Origin of the sequence: Paenibacillus lignilyticus, assembly GCF_017942085.1 — a bacterium.
GTDB lineage: Bacteria > Bacillota > Bacilli > Paenibacillales > Paenibacillaceae > Paenibacillus_Z > Paenibacillus_Z lignilyticus.
Genome location: NZ_JAGKSP010000008.1, coordinates 195,815 through 219,795 on the forward strand (window position 1 = coordinate 195,815; position 23,981 = coordinate 219,795).

Consider the following 23,981-nt stretch of genomic DNA (forward strand, 5'->3'; position numbering starts at 1 on the left):
CTCTTTACTGCGATACATCCTCGCCAAAATAGGTTTTGGAGATCGTCAAATAGGTGCCGTCCGCTTTCATGTCGGCAAGCGCCTTATTAATGGCATCGACCAGCTCCGGATTTCCCTTATGGAGCAGCAAGCCGCTTTGAGATGCGTTATTCGTCTCGTCGACCACTTTGATCGGAACATCCGGACGCTGCTTTTTCAAATCCAGAAAGCTCAGCTTATCGTTGATGGTGGCATCGATTCGGCCCGAGGTGAGCAGATCAATCGCTTGGTTAAAGCCGTCGATCTGGACAATTTCCGCGCCGTTTGCTTTTGCAATGTCACCCAGGTCGCTCGTCAGCGACTGCCCCGACTTCTTGCCTTTGAGATCCGCAAGCTTCTTAATGTCGGTGTTGTCCTCCTGCACGATTAGCACAGCCTTAGAAACAATATAGGGATCAGAAAAATCATACTTCTCCTTCCGATCGTCTCGAATCGTGACTTCGTTCGCCACCATATCGAAGCGCTTCGCATCAAGGCCCGCAAGCATGCCGTCCCACTTCGTTTCGATGAATTTCGCTTTTACGCCGAGCCGTTTGGCCACTTCTTCCGCGATCTGCACGTCGAAGCCGGTAAGCTTTCCGTCCTTATCGTGAAAGGTAAACGGGGCATAGGTGCCCTCCGTGCCAATCGTAATCTCGCCGTTGGACTTGATGGTTTCCAGCAAATTGGTACCCGGCGCATCGGCATGATTGTCTGATTCCTGCTTGCCGCATGCGGGCATAGTAAAGGTCAGCAGTGCTGCAGTTGCAAGCGTCATATAGAAGCGGTTTGATCTTGTTGGCATCGTTGTAATTCCCCCCATTGTTCTTTGGGGATAGTATGCTAACTTCTTCCTTGGTTCATTCCTTCTCTTGGCCCTGGGATTGCACCACTCAGGGTACGAATCGGAGCCTTCGTTCGTTGACAGTCCGAAGGGCTGTACTATAATAAATAGTGCTACTTACACGGTTAGCAGAAAGGAAGTCCCCTTATGGATAGACTGACAGGCGCAACGGCCGTCATGCCGCGCTCCAGACGGCTCTGGACAGCGGCCGTCCTCGGCTCGCTGAGCGCTTTCGGACCGCTGTCGCTCGATATGTATTTGCCCGCGCTGCCGAAGCTCGCAGACGATTTGAACACGAGCACCTCGCTCGCTCAGCTCAGCCTGACCGCGTGCTTGATCGGACTCGCGCTCGGACAGCTGTTCGCCGGCCCAATCAGCGATGTCCGCGGCCGTCGGCAGCCGCTTCTGATTGGCTTGCTGCTTTACACGGTATCATCTCTGTTATGTGCGATCGCGCCATCGATCGGCACGTTCATCGTATTGCGGTTCGTACAGGGTTTAGCCGGCGCGGCCGGGATCGTTATCGCCCGCGCCATTGTGCGCGACTTGTACACGGGGCCTGAGCTGACGAAGTTCTTCTCGCTGCTCATGCTCGTCAACGGCATCGCGCCGATCGCCGCCCCCATATTCGGCGGACAGCTGCTTCACTTTACGACCTGGCATGGCGTGTTTGTCGTGCTTGGCGCAATCGGTCTTATCATGTTCATCGCCGTACTTCTGGGTCTGCCTGAAACGCTCCCGATCAACCGACGTGCCAAAGGCGGCATATTGAATACCCTCTCCACGTTCCGTGGTCTGCTGACGAACCGTTCGTTTATGGGCTATGCACTGGCACAAGGCTTCGTCATGGCCGCGATGTTCGCTTACATCTCCGGCTCGCCTTTCGTACTGCAGGATGTGTACGGCGTATCCCCGCAGATCTTCAGTCTCTGCTTTGCGATTAACGGGCTCGGCATTATCGTCGCAAGCCAAGTCGCGGGACGGTTGGCTGGTCGCGTGAACGAAGTGAAGCTGCTCGTGACCGGACTTTGTCTGGCTGCGCTCGGCGGCGTCACCCTGCTGCTCATGCTGCTGATCCACGCGCCGCTGCTGCTCGTATTGCTGCCGCTGTTCTTCGTTGTCGCAAGCGTCGGGATCGTGACCACGATGGGTTTCTCGCTCGCGATGCGCAGTCAAGGCCATGCCGCGGGCAGTGCTTCCGCGCTGCAAGGACTCATGTCGTTCATGTTCGGCTCCATCGTTGCACCGTTTGTCGGCATCGCCGGCAGCCATACGGCTATTCCGATGGGCATCATCATTGCCGCTCTCGATATTCTGGCTTTGCTGATCTTCTTCGTATTGGTGGGCTTCAAATCCGCCAATCGGCAGTGACAGCAGCATCTGCAACACACAAAAATCCCCTTCATCCGGGCAGCAGCGCTAGCTTGCGCTGCATCCCCCGGTGAAGGGGGTTTTTTCGAGTGGAATATTCCCTTAGCCAAATACCCGCTTGATCGCTTCCAAATACGCCATTCCATTCTTCGTATCCGGCTCTAAGTAGCTGCCTTCCGTCCACTCGTTCCACGCATTAACCGTAAACGCCGGGAAGTTGTTCTCCCCGCTCGCCAGAAACTGCTTCATCCTTACAAGCGCCAATTCAAATTGTGCCGGCGTGTTGCCGGACAGCATGCCCATATACGGATAGCCTAGATTATCATACGCGTCCGACTGCACCGTTCGCGGCGATGAGTCCCAGCCCATCGTCACATTCGGCAGATAAGGCAGACCATACATGGACGAGAATTTGGACCAGTCTTCAGCCGACTTCACGCTAATCTGAGCATACGGCGTCTCCGGAAATGTCGGCAGCTCCTGATGATGAATCCACACATACGAAGAGATACTGTCGACGCCCAGCGCAGCCAGCAGCTCATTGCCGTTCGTGATCTTCTGCTCGCCCGGGAGAATCTGCACGCCCCATACCACCGCATTCACATGCAGCTCGCCGAGTCCTGCCGCGCGAACCCGAGTACGGAAATCATCGAGCGCTTCTCTCGTCGCCTCGATGCTGCCAAGCCCTTTGACCAAGCTCATCAGTTCGTACACCGAGAAATACAGCTTTCCGTCCACGCGCCAATAGTTCGGCCGAGTGAAATACGTCCGGATCATGTGATCGGTCGCCTGCATGAACGCTTCCCGACTGACCGTACCTTGCGCCAAAATATTATATGGCGTGCTCCGCTGAGCCGGATGAATATCCATCCAATCATGGTTCGCCCACATCAACGCAAATTTCAAGCGGCTATTGTTGTCCGCGCCAAGAAAACCTTCCTCGAGCGCTCGATCCAGATAAGGCCCATCCTCGTACCAGTACCAGTCGAAAATAAACGTATCCACGCCGTGATCGGCAGCGGCGTCGATTTTGCGCGCCATGACGGCGGGGTCTGCTTCATCCTCATAGCCCCACAGCGGCACTTTCGGCTGATCATGACCTGCAAAACGCGGCTCAGCGCGCTTCGTCAGCTCCCACTCCGTCCACCCTTTGCCATGCCAGGCTTCATTGCGTTTATCCACGTGATAGTTCGGAAAATAATAGACGGCTACTTCAACAGGTTTGCTCATCGTCTCAATCGGCCTCCAAACGAATAAAAGGATCATCTGCTAGGTCCATCCTACCCCAGCCGCGATGATCCTGTATTTGGAGCGCAAGCGTTAATTTTTGCACAAATAGCGAATGGGGCTGCTGGCAGAGGAGTTGCTTAAAGTAGCTTGCCGCGTCTAAGGGGTTCCGCGCAGGGAATCTCCGTATGCACGCGGCGGCATCCCTTCAAGTTTCTTGAAGAGGCGGCTAAAATAATGCAGGTCTTCATAGCCGCACAATACGGCAATTTCGCTTACGGACAGCTCTCCTTGGCGCAGCAGCTCTTTGGCCCGTTCCATCCGAAACCGCGCCAAGTAGCGCGTCCATGAAAGGCCTGTCGCTTGCTTAAACAGCGTGCGGGCGTACTTAGCCGTCATACCATAGCTGCGCACGATGCCTTCTATGTCGAGTTCCGAGCGATAGCCTTGGCGCATGAGTTCAATTATTTCCGCGATCATCGCCTTGTGGGGGCTGTCCTGTTTGATGCCCTCGGAAGTATGCGTGTCTGCAAGCAGCAGCCCGATCACATCGAGCAAACAGGCACGCATCCGGACCTGGTAGCCGAAGGGTTTGCGGGTGAACAAGTCCAGCAGCTCGGCGAACCGATCGCCGAATCGATGCGATTGTGCACCCGAATGGTGTACGGCCGGCAGCACGAAATCGGTAAACTGCAGCGTTTGCCGCACCAGCAGTCCCTCCTGCACCGGTACCTCCGGTAGATTCGCGTAGTCTACTTTTACATACACATCATCGGAGAAATCCTGCTCCTGCCCCAGATAGATCGGGTCAAAATGGCAGGCGTAATAAGCAAAAGAACCGCCTTCCGGCACCTTGCACGAATTAAGCGTGAGCGGCGGAATGATATGCAGATCGCCTGCACGCAGCACATAGTCCACATCGCCGAGCGTGTAGCATGCGCTGCCTCTCGTCACGTAAATAAACTCGTAATCATAAATCACTCTGCGCGGCACGCGGTAGCGCTCGTCGCCTTCATTGTAATGAACATACCGCACGTATGGGGCCAGCTGCAGCAGGCCGATCGGTATAGGTTGCGACATGCAGCGATGCCTCCCGGTACAATAGGATGATTTTATTATAGTTGATTTGTGGTGAAATGCAGTCGCTAAGTCTGCTATTCGCTATGTCCAAATCATACGTATGGCAAACAGCGCAAGCGCCGCACACATAATGCGAATGAGCAGCTTGCTTCCGATTTTGCGCGAGATAATCGCGCCTGCGTAGCCGCCGATCAACGCTCCGGGCGCAAGCGGCAGCACAAGCTGCCAGTCCCACTCCCCGCGATACAGATGCATGCCGCTGCCGAACAGTGCCGACACCAAGATGACGGACATCGACGTCGCAGTCGCGATATGCGGGGGAAACCGGAAGAGCAGCACCATCGCAGGGATAAGCAGCACACCGCCCCCGATGCCGAGCAAACCCGAGATGAGTCCAACTATTCCCCCGATGGTCAGTGCCGGCAGCATGCTGTAGCCATATTCGAGCTGTTCTCCGTTTCCGTCCACGTACAGCTTGGTGTACCGCCATGTTCCGCGGAATGGCTTGATGCGGCTGCGAAGCAGCAGCAATACGACCATGAACAGCATGAAGAAGCCGAACGCCCGGCGGAATACATCCGGCTCAAACAGCGAGGTCAAACCGGCACCGACCACCGACATGGGACCGCTTGAGATGGAGAAGAAGAGCGCGCAGCGAAGATCGGTTTTGCCCTCTCTGTAGAACGTGATCGTCGACGTCAGCGAAGTAAAGACGAGCACGCCCAGCGAAACGCCGACCGCCAGCGTTGTATCGATGTCCATGCCCAGCATGGAGGGGCCAAGCAGCAGCAGCGCCGGTATAATAATAACGCCGCCTCCGAGACCGACGACGGCGCCGAAGGTCGATGCGACCAATCCAAGCGCGAACAGAATGAGCAGTGTGGGCAAGTCCCACAGGAATGAATCCTGAGCCATCAGCTTGCGTAACCTCTTTTCGGGTTGTAGCCTCTGCCTCCTATTATACAAAAATAAGAGCTCCCCCGCGTCCATTAGCAGACACTCGGGAAAGCCCTTATTGTTTATAAGAAATGATGGATATCATTATTCCGTTTCTCCATCTGCTGCTTGTTCTTCGGCAGCAGCTTCTTCCGCAGCTTCTTCGGATTCTTCAGCTTCTACAGCTGCTTCCTCTTCGGATGATGCTTCTTCTTCAGATGCTTCTTCCTCGGATTCTTCTGTCGCTTCCTCAGCTTCTTCAGCTGCTTCTTCGGCTTCCTCGGATGCTTCGGCTGCTTCTTCTGCAGCTTCTTCGCTAGCTGCAGCTACTTCCTCAGCTGCTTCCAGCTCGCTTGAAATTTCTTCTGAAATGACCTCTTCCTCATGGCTCATAGTAATCACCTCCTGGGTTGTTGTTACTATTATTGTAGCGCTTTCATAGAAGGTTACAAGAGTGTAAAATGTCGGAAAATAGCAGTTGCAAACTTTATTTTCCGATATTCATAGATTGTGACGAAAAGGCGCAAAAACTGCGCAAATTGGGCGTTTCTTGCATGTTTGCGGAGCTGTCTGGTCATCCTAAAAGAGGCGAATTCCGAAGGAGGTAATCACATGGATCAAACGAGCGATTTCGTGAACAAGGTGCATGATACACAGGCCAAAGCCGAAGGCAATAAACAGCGCCAGGGCAAGGGCGCACCGGCAAAACAGCTGGGCAATAAACAGCACGCCACGAACAAGTAAACCTCGGGCGGACAGGCAGAAAAAAGGCGGTGCAGGTGAAATTCCTGCTCCGCCTTTTTGGCTGTTTGCCGCTTCAGTAACATGTGGATCTGCGGGTGAGCTTCTTGCTCGAAATTTGCTGCTTTCCGCACCATGTAGATCCCTGGGCGTGCTTCTTGCGACGTATTCGCTGAGTTTGCTCCCTTGTGGATCTATTGGTGGGCTATTTGTGCTGAAATTCGCTATTTAGCTCGCATGTGGATCTCTGGGTGCGTTTCTTGCGCTGAATTTCCCTGTCTGGCTAGCATGTGGATCTCTGTGAGTGCTACTTGCTCCGAAACTCGCTATTTATCTCGCATGTAGACCTCTGGATGAGCTTCTTGTACTGAAATTCGCTGTCTGGCTCGCATGTGGATCTCTGGGTGTGCTACTTGTGTTGCTCTGGGAGCTACTCCTTGCTCTCCTCCGCCCGCAGAGCTTCCATGATCTCCTCCGCGGCGCGCTCGCCGGTTTCGACGGCGCCGTTCATGTAGCCTTGGAAGACGACGGAGGTGTGCTCGCCGGCAAAATGGCAGGCGCCTTTGCTGCCCTCGCGCTCCCCTTCGATGCCCGTGAACTTGGTATATTGCCCCACCTTGCGGTAGGCGTACGACCCGAGCGAGAACGGATTGCCCGGCCAATAGTCGCGCGTTACTTTGCCGTTCCAACGCGGGGTAATACCGGGTACCACCGGCTCCAGCTGATGCAGGAATTGCTGCGCTCGCTCCGGCAGCGAGCCGAGGTTCATCCCCTCTGCCACGTTGCCTCCCGTATATGCGACCAGAATGCCGGATTTACCCGATTGGCCGCGGGTGACATCGAATGTATTTTGATAGCCGCCGTCCGTGATGGTGTCGCCGTTGCAGCCGGCCGACGTCCAGTGGCGGTCGGTAAACTGCACATGAAGCTTGCTGTTTGCCCCCATGCCGAGCTCTTCGATGGCGGATATTTTGAGCGGCCTAAAGCCCGCCTTGCCGTAATCCACGGAACTGCGCAAAATCGAGAACGGAATCGTGAGCACCACATGCTCCGCGGCCACCTCATGCGTGCCGCTCCGGTCTTGCAGGGTTAGCCGATAGCTGCCATCTGCCGTCTCCGCAATCGCGATTAACCGGCAGCCGCGCTGCAAGGTGCCCGGCGCAAGCCTGTCCATCAGCCGATGCGCGATTTGATCGTTCCCCCCGCGCACATGGTACCGCTCATCCGACACGCCGAACACGCTAAACTTCTCCCCATCCGGGATGTAATCGTGCAAATACAGGAAATTCAAGGCGCTTTGCTGCGAGGACTCCGCCCCGTACTCGATGTTGCAGGCAATATCGATCAGCTTCCCAAACTTCGAAAGCTTGCCGCCGGGCACACTCTCTTCAATCCAATCCACCACCGACATCCGGTCGAGCTCAAGCCCCCGCGGCGTATATTGGTTATACATTGTCGGAAATCCGGCAGCCTTCAAGTCCGCATTCAGCTTCGGCACTACCGCCTGGAAGTCTCGCGTCGCGTCTGCCAGCGTGTAAGGCGCGCCGTCAAAGTAATAACAAGGCTCCGTACCCCGCACCTCAGCAGCCAGCAAATCATTCAGCGTAAGCCCAAGCTCCTCAATCAGCCTGCGCAATGCGACATGGCCGGTATCAATCAACATCCCGCCGCGCTCGATCGACTGCCCATCGTCGAAAGCGCCGCGCCGCGTGTCTACGCGGCCGGGAATCTTTTTATGATCAGCCTCGAACACAATAGGTGCGAATCCCGCCTGCTCCAGCCGATACGCACAAGTCAGACCAGCCAGACCGCCTCCAATAATGGCAATTCGGGATGCAAACACAGATCGCGAAGCTTGCACCGGGGGATGAAAAGGCGAGGTAATCGGCTCGGCATGAGGCAGCGCCAGCGGATGGGCGGCCTTTCTTTTCCATTCGTATACGACTTGTTCAAAAGGGATTTTTCTCTGGTTAGCCTCTTCGAGAACGACATACATGTCTTTAAATAATCGAGCAAGCGCGGTATGAGGCATACGATCCTCCTTCATGGACTGTTCCACTATCTTTCTATCAATCTAGTACTATGTATGTGCAGTCGATTGAGAAGTGGAAACGGCACTCTAACCGCAATTCAAGATTTTTTCGCGCACCACAAAGAGACCCACAACTCTTCAACAAGAGTTATGGGCCTCAGCCACATTCCATATAAAATTCGTTTAGTCGACGTAGCCGGCAATGCCTTTATCCATCAAGTATTCCATCTCAACGTCCAAAATCGTTTCCACCGTCAGCTCGTCCAGCTTCAGCCCCGGCCGACTCAAAATATAATCCACCAGCTCGTCGCTGTCGATATTCACTTCGCCATTCTTGTCCTCTTGCGCGTTGTTGATGAACGTTTGCTCATGCTTCAGTACTTGCTCGATGCTGCTCGGTGTTGCTTTTGTTTTGCCGGCGATAAACTGAACCAGCTCTTGCATGTTGATTTCTTCACTCATGTAGGGTCAACTCCTAGTCGGTTAATTGTGGTAAAACCATTGTATCACAGTTAGGGGATCAGCAAAATTTTGCCCGTACTCGCGCGGCTCTCCAAGTAACGATGCGCCTCGGCGCCATCAGCCAGCGAAAAAGTCCTCGGCTCTGACAGGCGCAGTCTGCCCCCCAACATATCCGCAAACAGCGCGTTGCCGCGCCTGCTGCGTTCCTCGGCTGATGTAATGTGGTTCCAGAGGTCGCCGCCGGTGAGCGTTTTGCTCGTATCCATCAGCATCCGCGGATCGACCGGCGCCGGATCGCCGCCGGCCATCCCGAAGAAAACGACCGTCCCTTTGATCCGAACCGCTTTGAAGCTGTCCATCAACGTCGAACCTACGGAGTCGTAAGCCACATCGATCCCCGCACCTGCAGACCAATTCAACACCCCGCTCACCCAGTCCGTATTGTACAGGAACACCTCGTCGGCCCCTGCCGCGAGCGCCGCATCACGTTTCTCAGGGCTGGATGTCAGGCCGACGACCTTAGCTCCTCTAGCCTTGCATAATTGAATGAGCAGCTGGCCAACTCCGCCTGCCGCCGCGTGGACAAGCACCTCCTCGCCCTGCTTCACGGCGTAGCTGTCGTTTACAAGATATTGCGCCGTGAGGCCCTGCAACAGTACAGCTGCAGCGTCCTCATAACTGATGCCTTCCGGAAGCTTGATGACCCGGTCAGCGGGTACAAGGACAAGCTCCGCATTCGCATGCGGCACATCCGCGAAACCGACGCGGTCCCCGACTTGAATGCCCTCCACATCAGGCGCAACCTCTTCGACCACGCCTGCTCCTTCATAACCCAGTATGTACGGCGGTTCACCGACCAGATGGTAGTTGCCGCGGCGCCGATAAATGTCCGCATAATTAAGACCGATCGCCCGCGTGCGGACTTTTACCGTACCTGCCTGAAGCAGCGGCTCCGGGATCTCTTGAAGAGCCAGAACCTCCGGCCCCCCAAATGTATGGAAAACTAAAGCTTTCATATAATTGTCTGTCACCTCACCCTGAATTCAACCTCTAGCTTACTCTTTACGCGCGCTCGTCTCAAGTTGACCGCTGCAGCCTATCCCCGCCGACTTAGGATATCCACTTAAAAAATGGTACAATACCTCTACAGTAACGATCGGTCCATACCGTTTCAGCGTGAGTAAGGGAGATGTTCATGATGAGCAATGGGGAAAAGAAAGATACGCGTCGCATCTTGATTGTGACGGCTGTAGAAGCCGAGCGTGCCGCCGTGCTGCGCGGGCTCGGTGAAGAAGCGGCGCAGTTTCATGTGATCGCCGCCGGAGTTGGCCCGGCTGCGGCGGCTGCGGTTACCGCGGCGACGCTTGCGGCAGGCGGCGCCGCCTGGGGGACGAACCCGGCGGCGAGTTCCGCTGAGGCGGGCGCGGACGCTGCTGATGAGAGCACGCGTGGGGCAGAAGGCGGGAGCTCTGCCGGAGCGGCAGCCGCGGCGAGCTTCAGCGCAGCAGCTAGCACGGCAACAAGCCCAGCTGCCGCCGCGACCGCGGGCGGGTACCGCCTGGTCGTCAGCGCAGGCATCGCCGGCGGCTTTGCCGAGCGGGCCGCGCTCGGCTCGCTCGTGGTCGCGAGCGAGATCATCGCCGCCGACCTCGGCGTGGAGACCCCGGGCGGCTTCGCCAGCGTGGATGAGCTCGGTTTCGGCTCATCTCGCTCCGGGGTCTGCGCGCGCAGCGCGAGCGCTTTGGCCGCGGCGCTTAGCGCGGCCGGTCTGCCGGTGGTCACGGGGCCGGTGCTCACCGTGACCACGGCAACAGGCACAGCCGCCACAGCTGCGGAGCATGTGCGGCGAGTGCCTGAAGCCGCAGCCGAAGCGATGGAAGGCTTCGGCGTGGCAAGCGCAGCCCAGCACTTCGGCGTGCCCGTCCTGGAGCTGCGCGCGATCTCGAACGCGGTCGGCCCGCGTGACCGCGAAGCGTGGCGCATCGGCGACGCGCTTCAAGCGCTTGAGCGCGGCAGCGCAATTCTAAAGGAGGTGCTCCAATGACAATGAATATCGCATTCTCTCCATGTCCGAACGATACCTTTGTATTCCACGCCTTGGTGCACGGTTTGATTCCGGACGCACCGGAGTTTGACGTGACCTACGCGGATATCGATATTACGAACAACTGGGCCGCGAAAGGCGCCGGTCCCGAAATACTCAAAATCTCCTACGCCGCACTGCCATGGGTGCTGGACGATTACGCCTTGCTGCCTTGCGGCGGCGCGCTGGGCCGCGGATGCGGTCCGCTTGTGCTGACGAAGGGCGAGACAGACGATCCGGCGGCGCTGACAGGCAAACGAATTGCCGTGCCAAGCGATCGCTCTACCGCTTACCTGCTCTTCCGTCTCTGGGCCGCGCAGCTTGTCCCGGACGGCAACATGGAAATCGTCGTCATGCCATTCCATGAAATCATGCCTGCTGTCAGAGACGGCTCCATCGACGCGGGTCTCGTCATCCATGAAGCCCGCTTCACGTACCAGAACTACGGTCTCAACATGATGGCTGACCTCGGCAGCTGGTGGGAATCCGATACCGGTCTGCCCATTCCGCTCGGCGCCATTATTGCTCGCCGTTCCCTTGATGAAGCATCGCTTACGTCATGGATTCGCGCTTCTGTCGAATACGCATGGGCACATCCCGAAGAGTCTGCCGCTTATGTAATGCAGCATGCGCAGGAGATGTCGCCGGACGTTGCTAAGCAGCACATCGCGCTGTATGTCAACGACTACTCGGCTAATCTCGGCGAGAGCGGCTATGCCGCCGTCGAAGCGCTGCTCGGACGAGCCGCGAAGGAAGGTCTCGTGCCTGCATTCGACCTGGCCAAGCTTCGCCTGTAAACCAGCTCCCTCACAAACAGAAGAGCTGCCCCAAAAGTGTACGACTTTTGAGGCAGCTCTTCTTTTGCATGAACATTTCTACAAAATGGCCGAGCCGCTCGTAAATAGGTTGCAGAAAATGCAACATCTCACTTCCCTGAGTGGTCCAAAACGATCCGATGTTGCTCAATATGCAACATTTTCACGCGGATCACTGGAAATGAGGCGTTACGAGAACAACATGTTGCAGAAAGTGCAACAATTCCTCTATAACCCCACCCTTCCAATAGAAATGTTGCATAAATGGCACCATTTCAATCAGACAACAGCAGCTTTGCCCATGCAAGCATGGGGGTGGCGTGATCAGGTAGTGAGCCGGTAGGTTGCTGAGTTGCTCAGTTAGTGGGCTGGCGGTTGCTAAGGTTACTGGTCTGGCCACTTACTGGGTTTCCTGGGTTTCCTCGGTTACTCAGTTACTGGTCCGCCTAATTACTAGCTTCCTAGGTTGCTCAGTTGGTGAGTTGGCGGTTGCTCGATTACAGGGCTGCCCACTTCCTGGCTTGTTCGATTGCCGGACTGCCTAGTTGCAGCCTCTACTCCACACCCTTAACTCCCAGCTCCCGCTCAAATAACTGCTGATTCCCCAAGTGGAACTTGCGCAAATTGCGCGGGAACGGACATCCTTCAATCAGCGCGTCAACAGCTGCCTGATCCCCAGCTGCTACGGCTTCCCGCATCGCCGCAATATAGGCGAAATCCGCCGTTTGGCGGCGTTTCATCTCGTCGCGCTCCACGGTCGAATTGCCGTGACCCGGAATCAACCGCGTAATCGAATGGGCAGCCAAGATCGTATCCAGCTTGCTAATACTCGCTTCATACAGCGTGCTGCTGAAATAGATATACGGGAACTCAATATCCGACCAATAATCACCGGCAAACAGCAGTCCAAGCGGCTCCACCACGGTGTACATGCCGTCATCATTGTGCCCCGGCGACAGATAGAACGTCAGCTTCGTGCCGTTCCCTAATTGCAACACCTGCCCATCATATTCCGCGCGGTGCTGTACAACGGGATAGGCGATCTCATAGTCGCGCTCCAGATAGTAGCTGTCCTCGAAGCCCCGAATTTGCTCGAGAATCGCTTCCTTCTCTACCTCGTTCTTATCCGCCAACGCTGCGGAGGCAATCACTTGCGCATCCGGGAAAGCTCCGTATCCGATTATATGATCATAATCCGAGTGCGTGAACAACACATACTTCTGCCTTCCATCCGCCACCGCATCCGCATACTGCCGAATTTCTTCGACTTCATGCGGCAGCCAGCATGGATCAACGATAATAATCGCATCCTCGGTCTCAATGACCGCCGACATCGTTTTGTACAGCGCACTTTCGAACAGCGTCAGCGCTCCGTCTTTAAGCTTAATCATAACAACTGCAGCCTCCAATATGGTATCAAGTTCACGCTAAGTATCGTCTTTGCTTTTGGCTTCATTCTTTAATTATCCATTCGTTCCGTTTACCCTGTCCACCTCAAATACGAGCTGATCGTTCAAAAATTATGACTGCCGCTTCTTTTTCCGATGATTTTGGTGCAGTGAGCTCCTTGTTACCTGAATCGATCCGCTAGACGGATGGGACGTGGACTACAGCGTTATCGGTCCTATCAAGTGGTCAATCTTGACCATTAGAACGAAAATAACGTACATTCACTGTTTTTTATGGTCACCAATGACCATTAGAATGAATACTTCACGGTTTTCAATGTCTTTTCCCTCGATTATGGACACTAATGACCGTAAGAAAACTAAAAATGCAATTAATCAATGTTAACGGTCACTTTTGACCACATGAAACTAAAATTTCAAGCCGAGAGCTCGCATCTGAGACGCTCGACTTCTTTTTCAGGTGGGTTTGATGCTGAGAGTTCGAGCAAAAAACAATCGCCCCCCAAGCTAAGCTTGGAGAGCGATTCATCTCTTATAATTCAGCGGCGGCAGGCGTTGTCTTCGCAATACGCATCAGCCGCTTCATATCCCGGAACCCGATTAACCGCTTGCTGGGCTCATGCCATAAGCGGAAATTAAGCGAGCTCAGGCTTGAAAGAACCGTAATCGTTCGAACCTCCTGCATGCGCGGGTTCGTCTCATGAACCGCTTCCAAGTTGTAATTTGGAATCCGCGGGCTCAGATGGTGAATATGATGGAAGCCGATGTTGCCCGTAATCCAGTGCAGAATCCGCGGCAATTTATAATAGGAGCTGCCATGCATCGCAGCTTTCACGAAATCCCATTCGGCATCCGCCTCATAATACGACTCCTCGAATTGATGCTGCACATAAAACAGCCAAATCCCCGCAATACTTGACATAAAGAAGATGGTTCCCTGTATCAGCAGAAATGCCTGCCAGCCAACAGCCCAGCAAAGCAGGGCAGCTACAGCTGCAATTCCGGCATTCGTAATATACGTGTTCATCCGTTCTTTCGCGTTCGCACGTTTCCGATTGAAGCGATAGTCGATCAAGAAGATATAAATCGGGCCAATCGTAAACATGATAAAGGGGTTGCGGTACAACCGATACACGAGTCGGCGCAGCGGTGAAGCGCTCAAATATTCGTCTACCGTGAGCGTCCAAATATCGCCCGTGCCCCGACGATCGAGGTTGCCGCATGTCGCATGATGGACCGTGTGGCTGTGCTTCCATTGCATATAAGGTACATAAGTCATGATACCGGTAATGGTGCCGACGATATCATTGGCTTTGCGATTTTTGAAAAATGACTTGTGACAGCAATCATGGAAAATAATAAAAGTCCGAACTAAAAATCCGCCTGCAATTATCGAAACACCGACTGTCAACCAAGGTGAGACGGATAAGCAGAGATAAGCAGCGAGCCATAGCAGCACTACAGGTCCGATCGTGTTAATGATTTGCCAAATACTGTTCTTGAGCTTCGGTCGTTCAAATTCCGCAATTTCCTTACGCCAATGGCCTTGTTCAGCTTCTATCATTAGGTTGTTTAGTCCTCTCTCCACGCTGCTTTTCTCACTTATATTGTACCAATAACGGTAGTACGAAAGATAGGCACAAGTCGTTCCATTAATTCTGACGAACTTTAGGAGGTGCCCATGATGGTTTATGACTGCATCATTATCGGCGGCGGAATCGCCGGACTGCAGGCGGCTATTCAGCTCGGGCGGTATGCGATGCACGACGTGCTCGTCATCGATTCCGATGATGGGCGCTCCAAAATCTGCCGCAGCTATCGAAATTTGCTGGGATATCCTGGCGGTGTATCCGGCGATACGCTGCGACAGGCAGGTCTTGCACAGGCAGCAGACTACGGCATAGAGGTCATAACCGACACCATCCTCGAAGCGAGCGGCATCGCCTCCGACTTGTTTGAGCTGCGCGGCAGCAAGCCCGGGAGCGAGCCCTACCAATCGCGGACGCTGCTTATCGCCACAGGCGTCATGGACCGGCTGCCCGATTATCCGGAGCTGCGGCCTTGCCTGGGACTCACCGTATTCGTCTGCCCGGATTGTGACGGCTACGAGATACGGAATCGCAGCACCCTCGTGCTCGGTGCGGGCGATGTCGGCGCCAACATGGCGCTCACGCTGCGGACCTGGACGGACAAGCTGCTGTACCTCGACCAAGCACCGGAATCTCAGTCCGTAAGCGCCTCTCTACAAGAGAAGCTGGCAGCCGCTTCGATCGCTTATCAAAGAGCAGAGCATCTACGCGTCCATGCCGATTGCGATGGCAATCTGCAGGGCGTCACCTTGCAGGACGGCACCCGCATCGAGGCGGATCGCGCCTTTCTCGCTTATGGCGGCAACGAGGTGCGATCTTCTCTCGCCCGTCGGCTTGGCGCCAAGCTGCACGAGAACAGCCACATCTGGACCGATTCGCGCAGCAAAATGACCAGTGTCTCCGGCGTTTGGGCAGCCGGTGACGTTGCCGTACATTCCGAGCAGGTGTCGATCGCGATGGGCGAAGGGGCACAAGCCGCTATCTGGATTCATAAGACACTGTTGAAGATGAAGCAGCCGCAGCAACAATAGCCGCAAGCAGCGAACGTGACCGGCCAGTAGGCCAAAGCCGAGCAAGCTTTCTTTGCCCTACTCTAGCCTTGCCTTCAACCGGCCACGACACATATCCGGATCAGCGAAGCCCCATTCTTCTATGAGCCTCACTTGTTCGCAATATGTACCTTGAGCAGCTTCCCTTTCACGGTCGTGTTCTTCATCGCCCGCAGGACAAGGGAGCCTTTGCCATTCAAAATTTCCACGAAGGTTGCGCTATCCTCAATCGTAATAATGCCGATATCCGCTGACGTCATGCCCTCCAGCTTCGCGATCGTCCCGACAAAATCCACCGTCCGCAGCTTCTTCTTCTTCCCGCCGCCAAAATACAGCTTCGTGATATCCTGGCTCAGCAGCTCGCGTTTATCGAGGCGCGGCGCATCCATGGCGCTCAGCTTCTCTTCGAAGGCTTCCCGCGCTTCAGCAACCTGTGCTGCGCTCGGCGGCTCTGCCCGCGGCAGCTCAAAGCCGATGTAGCCTTGAATATCGTCGAGATATCTGCCCTCGCTTGGCGTAACGAACGTAATCGCGATACCGCTCTGTCCCGCCCGTCCTGTTCGGCCTGTGCGGTGCACGAAGTTTTCTTTATCCATCGGCAGGTCGTAGTTGATGACATGCGTTATATTCTCGATATCGATTCCGCGGGCCGCCAGATCGGTGGCCACCAGATAGCGGAACTCCCGCCTCCGGAAGGCATGCATGACGCTGAAACGATCGTTTTGCTCCATACCGCCGTGAATCTTGTCGCAGGGGTAGCCGCTTTGCCGAAGCATACGACTTACCTGGTCGACCGCCTCCTGCGTACGGCAGAAAATCATGCAGCTATCCGGATTTTGGATCGTGGTCACGGCCTTCAGCAGCTCCGGCTTTCGCTCATCCTTCACGATATAGAGGGTATGAGCAATCCGATCCGTCGTAATGCCTGCGGTTTCGATCTCGATATCCATAGGGTTCTTCATATGGCGATGGCATAGCTGCTCCACGTCCGGCGGCAGCGTTGCGGAGAACAACAGTGTTACGCGGTCCTTGGGCAGCTCCTTGATAATGGACTCCACTTGCTCGATAAATCCGCGGTTCAGCATCTCATCCGCTTCATCGATGACAAGATAACGCAGCCGATCCACATCCAATGTCCCGCGTTTAATATGATCCAGTACACGTCCGGGCGTACCCGCGACGATATGGACCTTCTGCTGCAGCTCCAGCTTCTGCTGGGCGAAAGGCTGCTTGCCGTAGATGGCAACCGCTTTGATGCGTTTGAATCTGCCGATATTGATCAGGTCCTCTTTGACCTGACCCGCCAGCTCCCGCGTTGGCGTCAGCACGAGCGCCTGCGGTCTGTTCTCCTCCCATTCCACGAGCTCGCAGATGGGAATGCCGAAGGCTGCCGTCTTGCCGCTTCCGGTCTGGGATCGCACGGTGAGGTCGCGCTGCGCGAGCACTTCAGGGATGACTTTGCTCTGAACCGGTGTCGGCTCCGTATAACCAAGATGATCTAGTGCGCGAACGATTTCCTCGCTTAAGGGGTACGTATGAAAAAGGTTTACTTGCATAATTGCTCCTTCGACGAATCATTGGGATCCTATTAGTATAGCCTAATTTTACCGCGATGCCGCTGTTTTGGTACAATAGTCTTACCGTGAAATTGTGACAACCAGGGGGTTCATCCCAGTGCATGAAGGGAAAATCATTAAATTTTACCGCGAAAGAGCACAATTGACGCAAGATCAATTGGGTCTTGGCATCTGCTCGGACACCCATATCAGCAAAATCGAACGGGGCATTACCGATTACTCGCAGGAAGTGCTGGACCTGCTGTGCCTGCGGCTTGGCATTAGCATGGATTGCGAGCTGGCGAAGTTCAGCAGCATTAAGAAAAGGCTGTACGATTGGCACGATGCCATCGTGAAGCAATTATCCGCGGACATGGAATCGATTAAGGCAGAACTCGAGCAGGAAGCGCTTCTGCAGATCTCCGAGTATGAAACGTTTTATTTGCTGCTTCAAGCCAAGTATCTGCTGCAGAGGAATGAGCCGGAGATGGCGCTGCGCATCATCAATCGCGTCCGCAAAACGGCGGAGCGGCTGCCTGACTTCGAAAGCAACCTTCTGAAGCATGTAGAAGGCATCTACCATTTATCCAAACAAAATCATGTAGAAGCCATCGCAACGCTCAAAACGATTAACGATAAGGAATATAATAATCCGGAATATTTTCACCATTTGGCTATGGCTTATCATACGATGAGGTCTGAGGTCATGGCCTACTTCTACGCGGAGAAGGCACGGAATTTCTTCAAGGAGATCAACTGTTTTCTTCGCGTCATCGATGCGGAGATGCTGATGCTCATTCAAGTGCAGGATGATCCGCAGCATGATTTTAAAGAAGTAATCGCGCGGTTCGAGAATTTGATTCAGAGCTGCGATATGTGTAACGCGCCTGACCGAAAAGCCAAAGTCATCCATAATTTGGCCTATGAGTATTTGCGGCGGAAGGATTATCTGAAGGCGAGCAGCTTCTATAAGCAATCCATGGAGCTTAAGAATCCCCGAACGCTGCCTTATTTGCTGTCGTTAGAAGGTTATCTTCGGAGCTGTTTCATGGGCAGTCTGCTGCAGACGGAAGAGTTAGAGCGGCTGGCCCAGGCCGGCCTGACAGGCGCTAAGGCATTGAAGGACCAAGTCTTCATTCTGCTCTTTACGATGCTGCTCCTCTTGATCAGTGGCAAAGAGGCGGAGTACTACCAGTATATGAACGACGAGGCGCTGCCGGTCTACCGCAAATTCGGCTACATGTACCTCATCAGACGGTCAGAACAGCAATTGTTTCATTATTACGCGAGAACAGGGAATACGGAAGCAGCGCTTCGAATGGGGCATTATCTCATTCAGGATCAAGACATCCTCTAACGGCTTCGTAAACAAATGACCCGCGGCAGGAACACTTCGTTTTAAAGTGTCCCTGCGCGGGTCATCGTTTGAAGAATGAGACTATTTTCTAGTGCGTTTTTTGGAGGATGTTTTTGTGCGTTTGCCGCGTTTTACGCTCGAAACCATGACATCTTTCTCGGAATACGTGTAGCAGTGTTGATATACTGGGCAGCAATGATGCTGCTTTACCACTTCTACGGCGTGAACGACGTTTACAAGCTGCGGATGGTAGACATTCTCATATTGTGTAACCGGAGGGTCATAGATAGTTTGTGTAGGGCAGTCTGGACAGAATTGGTCATTTGCACCTGCCACCATGTTAGGTCCCATATTCGGTCCCATGTTTGGGCCCATGTTTGCACCGGCAACTTGGCCCATGTGTGGATAATTACGTTTCAAGGTATTATCTCCTTCCTTGTTTTGGAATACATCACATTGTATTCACAGACGAGCAAGGCGGCCTGTACGCTTGCCATGGAAGGCGATGGCCTTCCGCGTTTGCGCGGGTTTCCGTTCGGGAGAGATGCCGGGGATTCTCGTGAAGACGCGAAAAAAGCCGCTCGGCATCGCAGCAGTGTCATTAAGTTAAGTAACTTAATGACACTGCTGCATCGCCGGCGGCTTTACGTAACAGACCCTATTAGAGCGCTCTGACCTCAAGCAGCTCATACACGATAACACCCATCGGAGCATTTACGTTAATCCGGCTGCCCACTGTTTTGCCCAGCAGTTCTTTGCCAAGCGGACTTTCGTAGGAGATTTTGTTCGCTTGTACATCCGCTTCCGCCGGAGCTACAATTTGATATTCAATCCGTTCGTCGAATTCCACGTCATTCAGGATGACGCTCGAGCCGATTTGAACCGAACTTGTATTGTTCGGGTCGGTCTCCACGATGCGGGCCGTATTCAGCATTTTCTCTAGAATGATGACGCGTGTTTCCAAGAAAGATTGATCATTCTTCGCAGAATGGTACTCGCTGTTCTCTTTCAAATCCCCGTAGCTGATGGCAAGCTTAATCCGTTCGGCCAGCTCTTTGCGTTTCACGTACTTGAGGTCGTCAAGCTCCTCCTGCAATTTAGCAAAGCCCTCTTTGGTTAAAATCATTTCTTCGTTAGACATCGTTACAGCTCCCGTTCCATGGAATTCCTCTATTCTACCCGATTTGGGACCGAATGTCGCCTCGATGCCCACCCCAATAATTGTTGACAAAAAAAAGGTTCCCTATAAGAGGGAAACCTTTGGAAATACTGTTACGTTTTTTTCATTTTAAAGATCGATCGCCACATGCGGTTTGCTGTAATGACTCACGCCTCCGCCGCCTACCAAAACCTTGCCTCCTCTAGGGAAAACAAGCAATTTGGAAGCGCCGGTACTCAGCAGCACCGTTACCTTCGCGTCATTGCGGGTTGCCGTATACACGACGTATCCGCTTCTCGTTAGAGAGGTTCGCCAATAGTTGCCAAATTCGGAGCGGACCACTCGGCTGGAATACACCTGGTTCTCGCGTTTGACCACCTTGGCTTGACCTTTAGCTTTGGCCATCACTCACATCAATCCTTCATCGCGTAGTTAATCCTACGCTATCCTATTCAGATGAAGGCATGTCGATTGGACATAAAGGCACATAGATATCGAGCTCTGAGTCTGCGCGGCCTTCTTGGAAACGAGCATCATAGTATTCGAAATCGAAGCCGCTATCTCCCAAGCTGCGCAGCCGCTCACCTGAAGACGGGAGCCATTCACCATAGATATAGCGGAATGTCTCCCCGAGCAGCTCGGTTGAACCCACATGCGTGAAGACCGCGTATCTTCCGCCCGGGATTGTATATACCTGAGCAGCTCTTGGCATCGCGGACGCCGGGTCCGCCACCTCGGTGCCTGCCAAATAATCGAACTGTCTCTCGCGGTCTCCGCTTGCTTGCGGATTATAAATCTCGAGACCGAAGCTAATCCGTTCATTTACCTTGCCGGGAATACTTGCCCATATGCGGCTGAGCGATTTCCAGGCTTGTGCAATGTTGCGATCCTTCGTCGTATCCGTCATGCATAACACGCCCGCGACATGAATCGTCTCGCGGTTAACCAACACAGGCTCTCTCATCGTACACGCTCTCCTTCGCAGGGATTGCGGAGGCTCCCCGAACCGTTTCATAAACGAGCGGATGAAGGATTCGTGGCTGCCATAGCCGATATCGAAGCCGATCTCCGTGCCGGATTGCGCCGACCCCCGCAGCTTTCTGGCTGCATAAGCTAAGCGTCGCTCCCGGATATAATGGGACAACGTCTCTCCCGTGCAAGCATAGAACAGCCTGTGAAAATGAAACGGCGAATACCCCGCCAGCTTCGCAAGCTCCTCCAATCGAAGCTCCTCCTGCAGATGCAGTTCCACATAAGCGGCAGCCCGCCATATTCCGGCATACCGTTCTTCCTCTTCCATTCGGATCACCTCCTTGCTGTCAATGTTAGGTCATCGTTGCTCGGTGCACCTGACATTTCTTGCGATGATCGATAAAAAAGGCGCATCGCCGAGTGTAACACGGGATACGCCTGCTTAATCTGGTTGTTTATACGGTTGCTTTGATTTGCTTGCTCCGCAGCTGGCCGCAAGCGGCATCAATATCCGTTCCGTGTTCCAGACGGACGCTGACGCTAACGGACTGCTTCTTCAATGTATCGTAGAAGATGCGGATCGATTCTTGCTCGCTGCGTTGATACTGGCTATGTTCGTCGACCGGATTATACGGAATCAAGTTCACGTTCACAAGCTGGCGGCGGTCGCCGACAAGCTCTGCCAGCTGCAAGGCATGCTCCTTCCGATCATTAACGTCCTTGAGCAAAATATATTCCAGCGTTACACGGCGCTTATTCTTGCTCAGGTAGTAATCGATCGCCTTCATCAGCGGCTCAATCGGAATCGCGCGATTGATCTTCATAATGCGCGTACGCAGCTCATTGTTCGGCGCATGCAGGGAAACAGCCAGGTTAACGCCAAGGTTGCGATCGGTGAACGCTACGATTTTGTCAGCCAGACCGCTTGTGGATACGGTAATATGTCTCGCCCCGATGGCCAGACCCTTATGATCCTTGACGGTTTCGATGAAGTCGACCATATTCTCGAAGTTATCGAACGGCTCTCCGATGCCCATCACGACGATGTGGCTGACCAGATCGCCTTGCTGCGCGGCATCCTGATGCAGTTGCACCTTCATAATTTGACCGACGATTTCGCCCGATGTCAGATCGCGGCTCTTGGCAAGCAAACCGCTCGCACAGAAGCTGCAGCCAATATTGCAGCCGACCTGCGTGGTGACGCAGACGGACAGCCCGAATTTATGCCGCATGAGCACCGTCTCGATCAGATTACCGTCCTGCAGCTTGAGCAGAAACTTAATCGTGCCGTCGGCCGATTCTTGTTTCGTATGTTCGCCGAGCGTCTGAATCTCGAAGTGCTCTGCCAATAAAGCCAGGCAAGCCCCGTTTACGTCCGTCATCGCCTCAAATGCCGTAACCCGCTTCCGGTACAGCCAATCCCAGACTTGCCGCGCGCGCGACGGTTTATGTCCATGCTCCCCAAGCCAGCCCGTCAGCTGGTCGAAAGTGAAGCCATATATGGATGGTTTATGCATATCCGTTATCCTCTTTTCAACACCTTGAATTTCGTCCCATGAACTCTCTGACTAGTATTGTCCCAAAATTCCGAGGCGAAAACAAGGGCGGATCACGGAGACCGCTATCCTAGCCTATGATTTCGGCAATTCGCTTGTTCACCGTTTCCCGTAGATTAAGCAGCCATTCGCTCTCTGCAGGGTAGCTGCTGAAGGTAAGGTTACCAATAAGTGCTTGCAGCTCATCCTTGCCGCCCAACTCTTCCAGCAGGGCAAAAGCTCTCATATCTTGCAGCGCCTCATAGAACACTTCCATGCGGATCGATTCGATCGGACCCTCTTCTCCGGGGTAAACAAGGAAGGCATCGCCCGATGGGAACGCATGGCCGGCATCTGTTGTGATATAAGGATTGATCGGCTTGATCGAGTACTGGCTGTACCAGAAATTAAAGCCCCAATGCAGAAAACCGGTAATGCCGAACTTGTGCATTTGCACGCCGATGATCCGGTTCCGCGCGGAAGGGAACGTGAAGAATCGGTTCGAAACGTCTTTATATTGTCCGCAGCAATAATACGTCCACAAATCCGGAACGCCGGCTTCAAGGAACGGCTCGATATGATTCGTCGCCGGAATTGGCCGTGGAACAAGTCCCGATTCATAGAACTCATAATCGGACAAGGCATCGATAACCGGATACCCTTGAAGCATCGGTCTGAGCCAGTCGCTCGCTTGGCGATAATCCTCAAGCGCGCTCATGCTCGGCTCGTCGGAAATGTGGAAGTACACCTGCTTCTGCAGACCGCGACCCTCTACCCACTTCAGCAGCTCCGGAATAAGCTGGCCAAGGAAGCTGCGATATTCCTCGCCGGAGGCTTCCGTTTCCCAGCCGAAGATCCGCTTGTACTCCCCGTTCTCATGGGCCATGATCTTAGGTGCATGCTTCGCGCCCCACTGCGTGTACAGATGGGAGAACTCGAAGTAACGCACGCCAACGGCCAGACACATATCCGCCCAACGGTCCAGTTTCTCGAAACCGAACTTGTACTGATTGCCCGTTTTCTCGACATCCACCAGCTGTACGGTAGGGCGCTCTCCGCCGACAGCCGTATCGAGCGGCGGCGTGAACAGCGGCGTGAGCAGCAAATTGATGCCATGCCTCACGGCTGTTCCGATGAAGGCTTCCAGCAAGCGCCAGTGCTCTTCGCTGAACACCGGTACATTGTACTGCGTCGCGATACAATCCGTATGGAACCACTCGGTGTGGATCAGCTTCTGCTCGGGCAGCTCGCGCGGAATAACGGTGAGCGAGAAGCTCTCTTGAGCGAGCGATTCCCCTTCTGCCGTTTCAAACGCGATCGCGATGTCGAATGTACCGCCCTGTTCGGCACGATCTACTTGTACAGTCACCCATACGGAGCTCCATACATTCGGGAGTGCGGTTATCCCCTGTGCAATCGGGTAAAGCGGATCCGGGAATAGTCCCGGCGTCGCTTGAAAGATCCGCTCATCATGATCGGCATACATGGGCATTTCCGACGGAACAAGTCCGACTGAGCGGACGGTAATTGTACTGTTTTGCAGCTGGGATGTGACGGATAGGTTGATGTTCTTGCGCATTTGCGCACTGCGGTAAGCGATTTGAAAGGCATATACTTCACCCCGAAGGGCGCTGCCTTTCGGATAGACCGGCTCTTGGAGCTCGCCGTCTTGGGCGAAAATTTTGACAAGCGAGCTGACGCATCGTGTTTCCAGCTGATTATGGTTTAGGTTCATCTTAACTTCCT

The 23,981-nt window shown here is 54.1% G+C and carries 22 protein-coding genes; 6 read left to right on the top strand and 16 right to left on the bottom strand.

The annotated features are described in order from the left end of the window. Nucleotides 1-4 precede the first annotated feature (4 nt). Nucleotides 5-823, bottom strand: a complete 819-nt coding sequence (locus I8J30_RS19775) for an amino acid ABC transporter substrate-binding protein (protein WP_210661020.1) — start codon at nt 821-823, stop codon at nt 5-7. Nucleotides 824-1,009: 186 nt separating this feature from the next. Here I8J30_RS19775 and I8J30_RS19780 point away from each other — a divergent pair, with 186 nt between their 5' ends. Continuing rightward, nucleotides 1,010-2,233, top strand: coding sequence for a multidrug effflux MFS transporter (locus I8J30_RS19780; RefSeq protein ID WP_210661022.1), 1,224 nt, complete (start codon nt 1,010-1,012; stop codon nt 2,231-2,233). 102 nt (nt 2,234-2,335) lie between these two features. Here the strand turns inward: I8J30_RS19780 and I8J30_RS19785 are convergent, their stop codons facing one another. From I8J30_RS19785 to I8J30_RS19800, 4 genes are all read right to left on the bottom strand, one after another. Continuing rightward, on the bottom strand, nt 2,336-3,463 hold the full coding sequence (locus I8J30_RS19785) for a glycosyltransferase WbsX family protein (protein WP_210661024.1): 1,128 nt from the start codon (nt 3,461-3,463) through the stop codon (nt 2,336-2,338). A 156-nt stretch (nt 3,464-3,619) separates the two neighbouring features. Next, nucleotides 3,620-4,540, bottom strand: coding sequence for an AraC family transcriptional regulator (locus I8J30_RS19790; protein WP_210661026.1), 921 nt, complete (start codon nt 4,538-4,540; stop codon nt 3,620-3,622). A gap of 81 nt (nt 4,541-4,621) precedes the next feature. Continuing rightward, the gene (locus tag I8J30_RS19795; protein ID WP_210661027.1) at nt 4,622-5,455 is read right to left on the bottom strand and encodes a sulfite exporter TauE/SafE family protein; all 834 of its coding nucleotides are present in this window, start codon (nt 5,453-5,455) and stop codon (nt 4,622-4,624) included. Between the two features lie 126 nt (nt 5,456-5,581). Further along, a complete protein-coding gene (locus I8J30_RS19800) occupies nt 5,582-5,869 on the bottom strand; it encodes a hypothetical protein (RefSeq protein WP_210661029.1) in 288 nt (95 codons plus the stop codon). Nucleotides 5,870-6,088: 219 nt separating this feature from the next. On the opposite strand from I8J30_RS19800, the gene I8J30_RS19805 reads away from it, so the two are divergent. Beyond that, complete coding sequence (locus tag I8J30_RS19805) at nt 6,089-6,220, top strand: DUF4023 domain-containing protein (RefSeq protein WP_090980254.1); 132 nt, start codon at nt 6,089-6,091, stop codon at nt 6,218-6,220. A gap of 427 nt (nt 6,221-6,647) precedes the next feature. On the opposite strand, the gene I8J30_RS19810 is transcribed toward I8J30_RS19805, so the two are convergent. The 3 genes from I8J30_RS19810 to I8J30_RS19820 all read right to left on the bottom strand — a co-directional run bounded on the left by I8J30_RS19810 (nt 6,648) and on the right by I8J30_RS19820 (nt 9,727). Further along, a complete protein-coding gene (locus tag I8J30_RS19810; protein ID WP_210661031.1) occupies nt 6,648-8,249 on the bottom strand; it encodes a flavin monoamine oxidase family protein in 1,602 nt (533 codons plus the stop codon). Nucleotides 8,250-8,432: 183 nt separating this feature from the next. Beyond that, nucleotides 8,433-8,711, bottom strand: coding sequence for a hypothetical protein (locus I8J30_RS19815; RefSeq protein ID WP_210661033.1), 279 nt, complete (start codon nt 8,709-8,711; stop codon nt 8,433-8,435). 50 nt (nt 8,712-8,761) lie between these two features. Continuing rightward, nucleotides 8,762-9,727 carry a quinone oxidoreductase family protein gene (locus I8J30_RS19820; RefSeq protein WP_210661035.1) on the bottom strand — a complete coding sequence of 322 codons (966 nt, stop codon included), beginning with the start codon at nt 9,725-9,727 and terminating at the stop codon, nt 8,762-8,764. 179 nt (nt 9,728-9,906) lie between these two features. Between I8J30_RS19820 and I8J30_RS19825 the strand changes: the two genes are divergently transcribed. Both I8J30_RS19825 and I8J30_RS19830 read left to right on the top strand, forming a co-directional pair. Then, nucleotides 9,907-10,755 (top strand): futalosine hydrolase, encoded by an 849-nt coding sequence (locus I8J30_RS19825; protein WP_240548203.1) that lies wholly within the window; start codon nt 9,907-9,909, stop codon nt 10,753-10,755. Nucleotides 10,756-10,757: 2 nt separating this feature from the next. Next, on the top strand, nt 10,758-11,591 hold the full coding sequence (locus tag I8J30_RS19830) for a 1,4-dihydroxy-6-naphtoate synthase (protein ID WP_210661125.1): 834 nt from the start codon (nt 10,758-10,760) through the stop codon (nt 11,589-11,591). Nucleotides 11,592-12,163: 572 nt separating this feature from the next. Here the strand turns inward: I8J30_RS19830 and I8J30_RS19835 are convergent. Next, nucleotides 12,164-13,000, bottom strand: a complete 837-nt coding sequence (locus I8J30_RS19835) for an MBL fold metallo-hydrolase (RefSeq protein WP_210661036.1) — start codon at nt 12,998-13,000, stop codon at nt 12,164-12,166. A 550-nt stretch (nt 13,001-13,550) separates the two neighbouring features. Further along, on the bottom strand, nt 13,551-14,582 hold the full coding sequence (gene desA, locus I8J30_RS19840) for a Delta(5) desaturase DesA (RefSeq protein ID WP_210661038.1): 1,032 nt from the start codon (nt 14,580-14,582) through the stop codon (nt 13,551-13,553). A gap of 117 nt (nt 14,583-14,699) precedes the next feature. Between desA and I8J30_RS19845 the strand changes: the two genes are divergently transcribed. Beyond that, on the top strand, nt 14,700-15,638 hold the full coding sequence (locus tag I8J30_RS19845; RefSeq protein WP_338044900.1) for an NAD(P)/FAD-dependent oxidoreductase: 939 nt from the start codon (nt 14,700-14,702) through the stop codon (nt 15,636-15,638). A gap of 128 nt (nt 15,639-15,766) precedes the next feature. On the opposite strand, the gene I8J30_RS19850 is transcribed toward I8J30_RS19845, so the two are convergent. Continuing rightward, nucleotides 15,767-17,212: a DEAD/DEAH box helicase gene (locus I8J30_RS19850; RefSeq protein WP_210661040.1), complete on the bottom strand. Its 1,446-nt coding sequence runs from the start codon at nt 17,210-17,212 to the stop codon at nt 15,767-15,769. Between the two features lie 118 nt (nt 17,213-17,330). Between I8J30_RS19850 and I8J30_RS19855 the strand changes: the two genes are divergently transcribed. Then, nucleotides 17,331-18,569 (top strand): helix-turn-helix domain-containing protein, encoded by a 1,239-nt coding sequence (locus tag I8J30_RS19855; RefSeq protein WP_210661041.1) that lies wholly within the window; start codon nt 17,331-17,333, stop codon nt 18,567-18,569. A 661-nt stretch (nt 18,570-19,230) separates the two neighbouring features. Here I8J30_RS19855 and greA read toward each other — a convergent pair. The 5 genes from greA to I8J30_RS19880 form a co-directional block, all read right to left on the bottom strand. After that, nucleotides 19,231-19,710 (bottom strand): transcription elongation factor GreA, encoded by a 480-nt coding sequence (gene greA, locus I8J30_RS19860; RefSeq protein WP_210661043.1) that lies wholly within the window; start codon nt 19,708-19,710, stop codon nt 19,231-19,233. A 147-nt stretch (nt 19,711-19,857) separates the two neighbouring features. Then, entirely contained in the window at nt 19,858-20,133 is a 276-nt protein-coding gene (locus I8J30_RS19865) for a hypothetical protein (RefSeq protein WP_210661045.1), read from the bottom strand. Between the two features lie 43 nt (nt 20,134-20,176). Further along, on the bottom strand, nt 20,177-21,028 hold the full coding sequence (locus I8J30_RS19870; RefSeq protein WP_210661047.1) for an AraC family transcriptional regulator: 852 nt from the start codon (nt 21,026-21,028) through the stop codon (nt 20,177-20,179). A 127-nt stretch (nt 21,029-21,155) separates the two neighbouring features. After that, nucleotides 21,156-22,217: a dual-specificity RNA methyltransferase RlmN gene (gene rlmN / locus I8J30_RS19875; RefSeq protein ID WP_210661048.1), complete on the bottom strand. Its 1,062-nt coding sequence runs from the start codon at nt 22,215-22,217 to the stop codon at nt 21,156-21,158. A gap of 109 nt (nt 22,218-22,326) precedes the next feature. After that, complete coding sequence (locus I8J30_RS19880) at nt 22,327-23,970, bottom strand: DUF4091 domain-containing protein (protein WP_210661050.1); 1,644 nt, start codon at nt 23,968-23,970, stop codon at nt 22,327-22,329. Between the last annotated feature and the right edge of the window lie 11 nt (nt 23,971-23,981).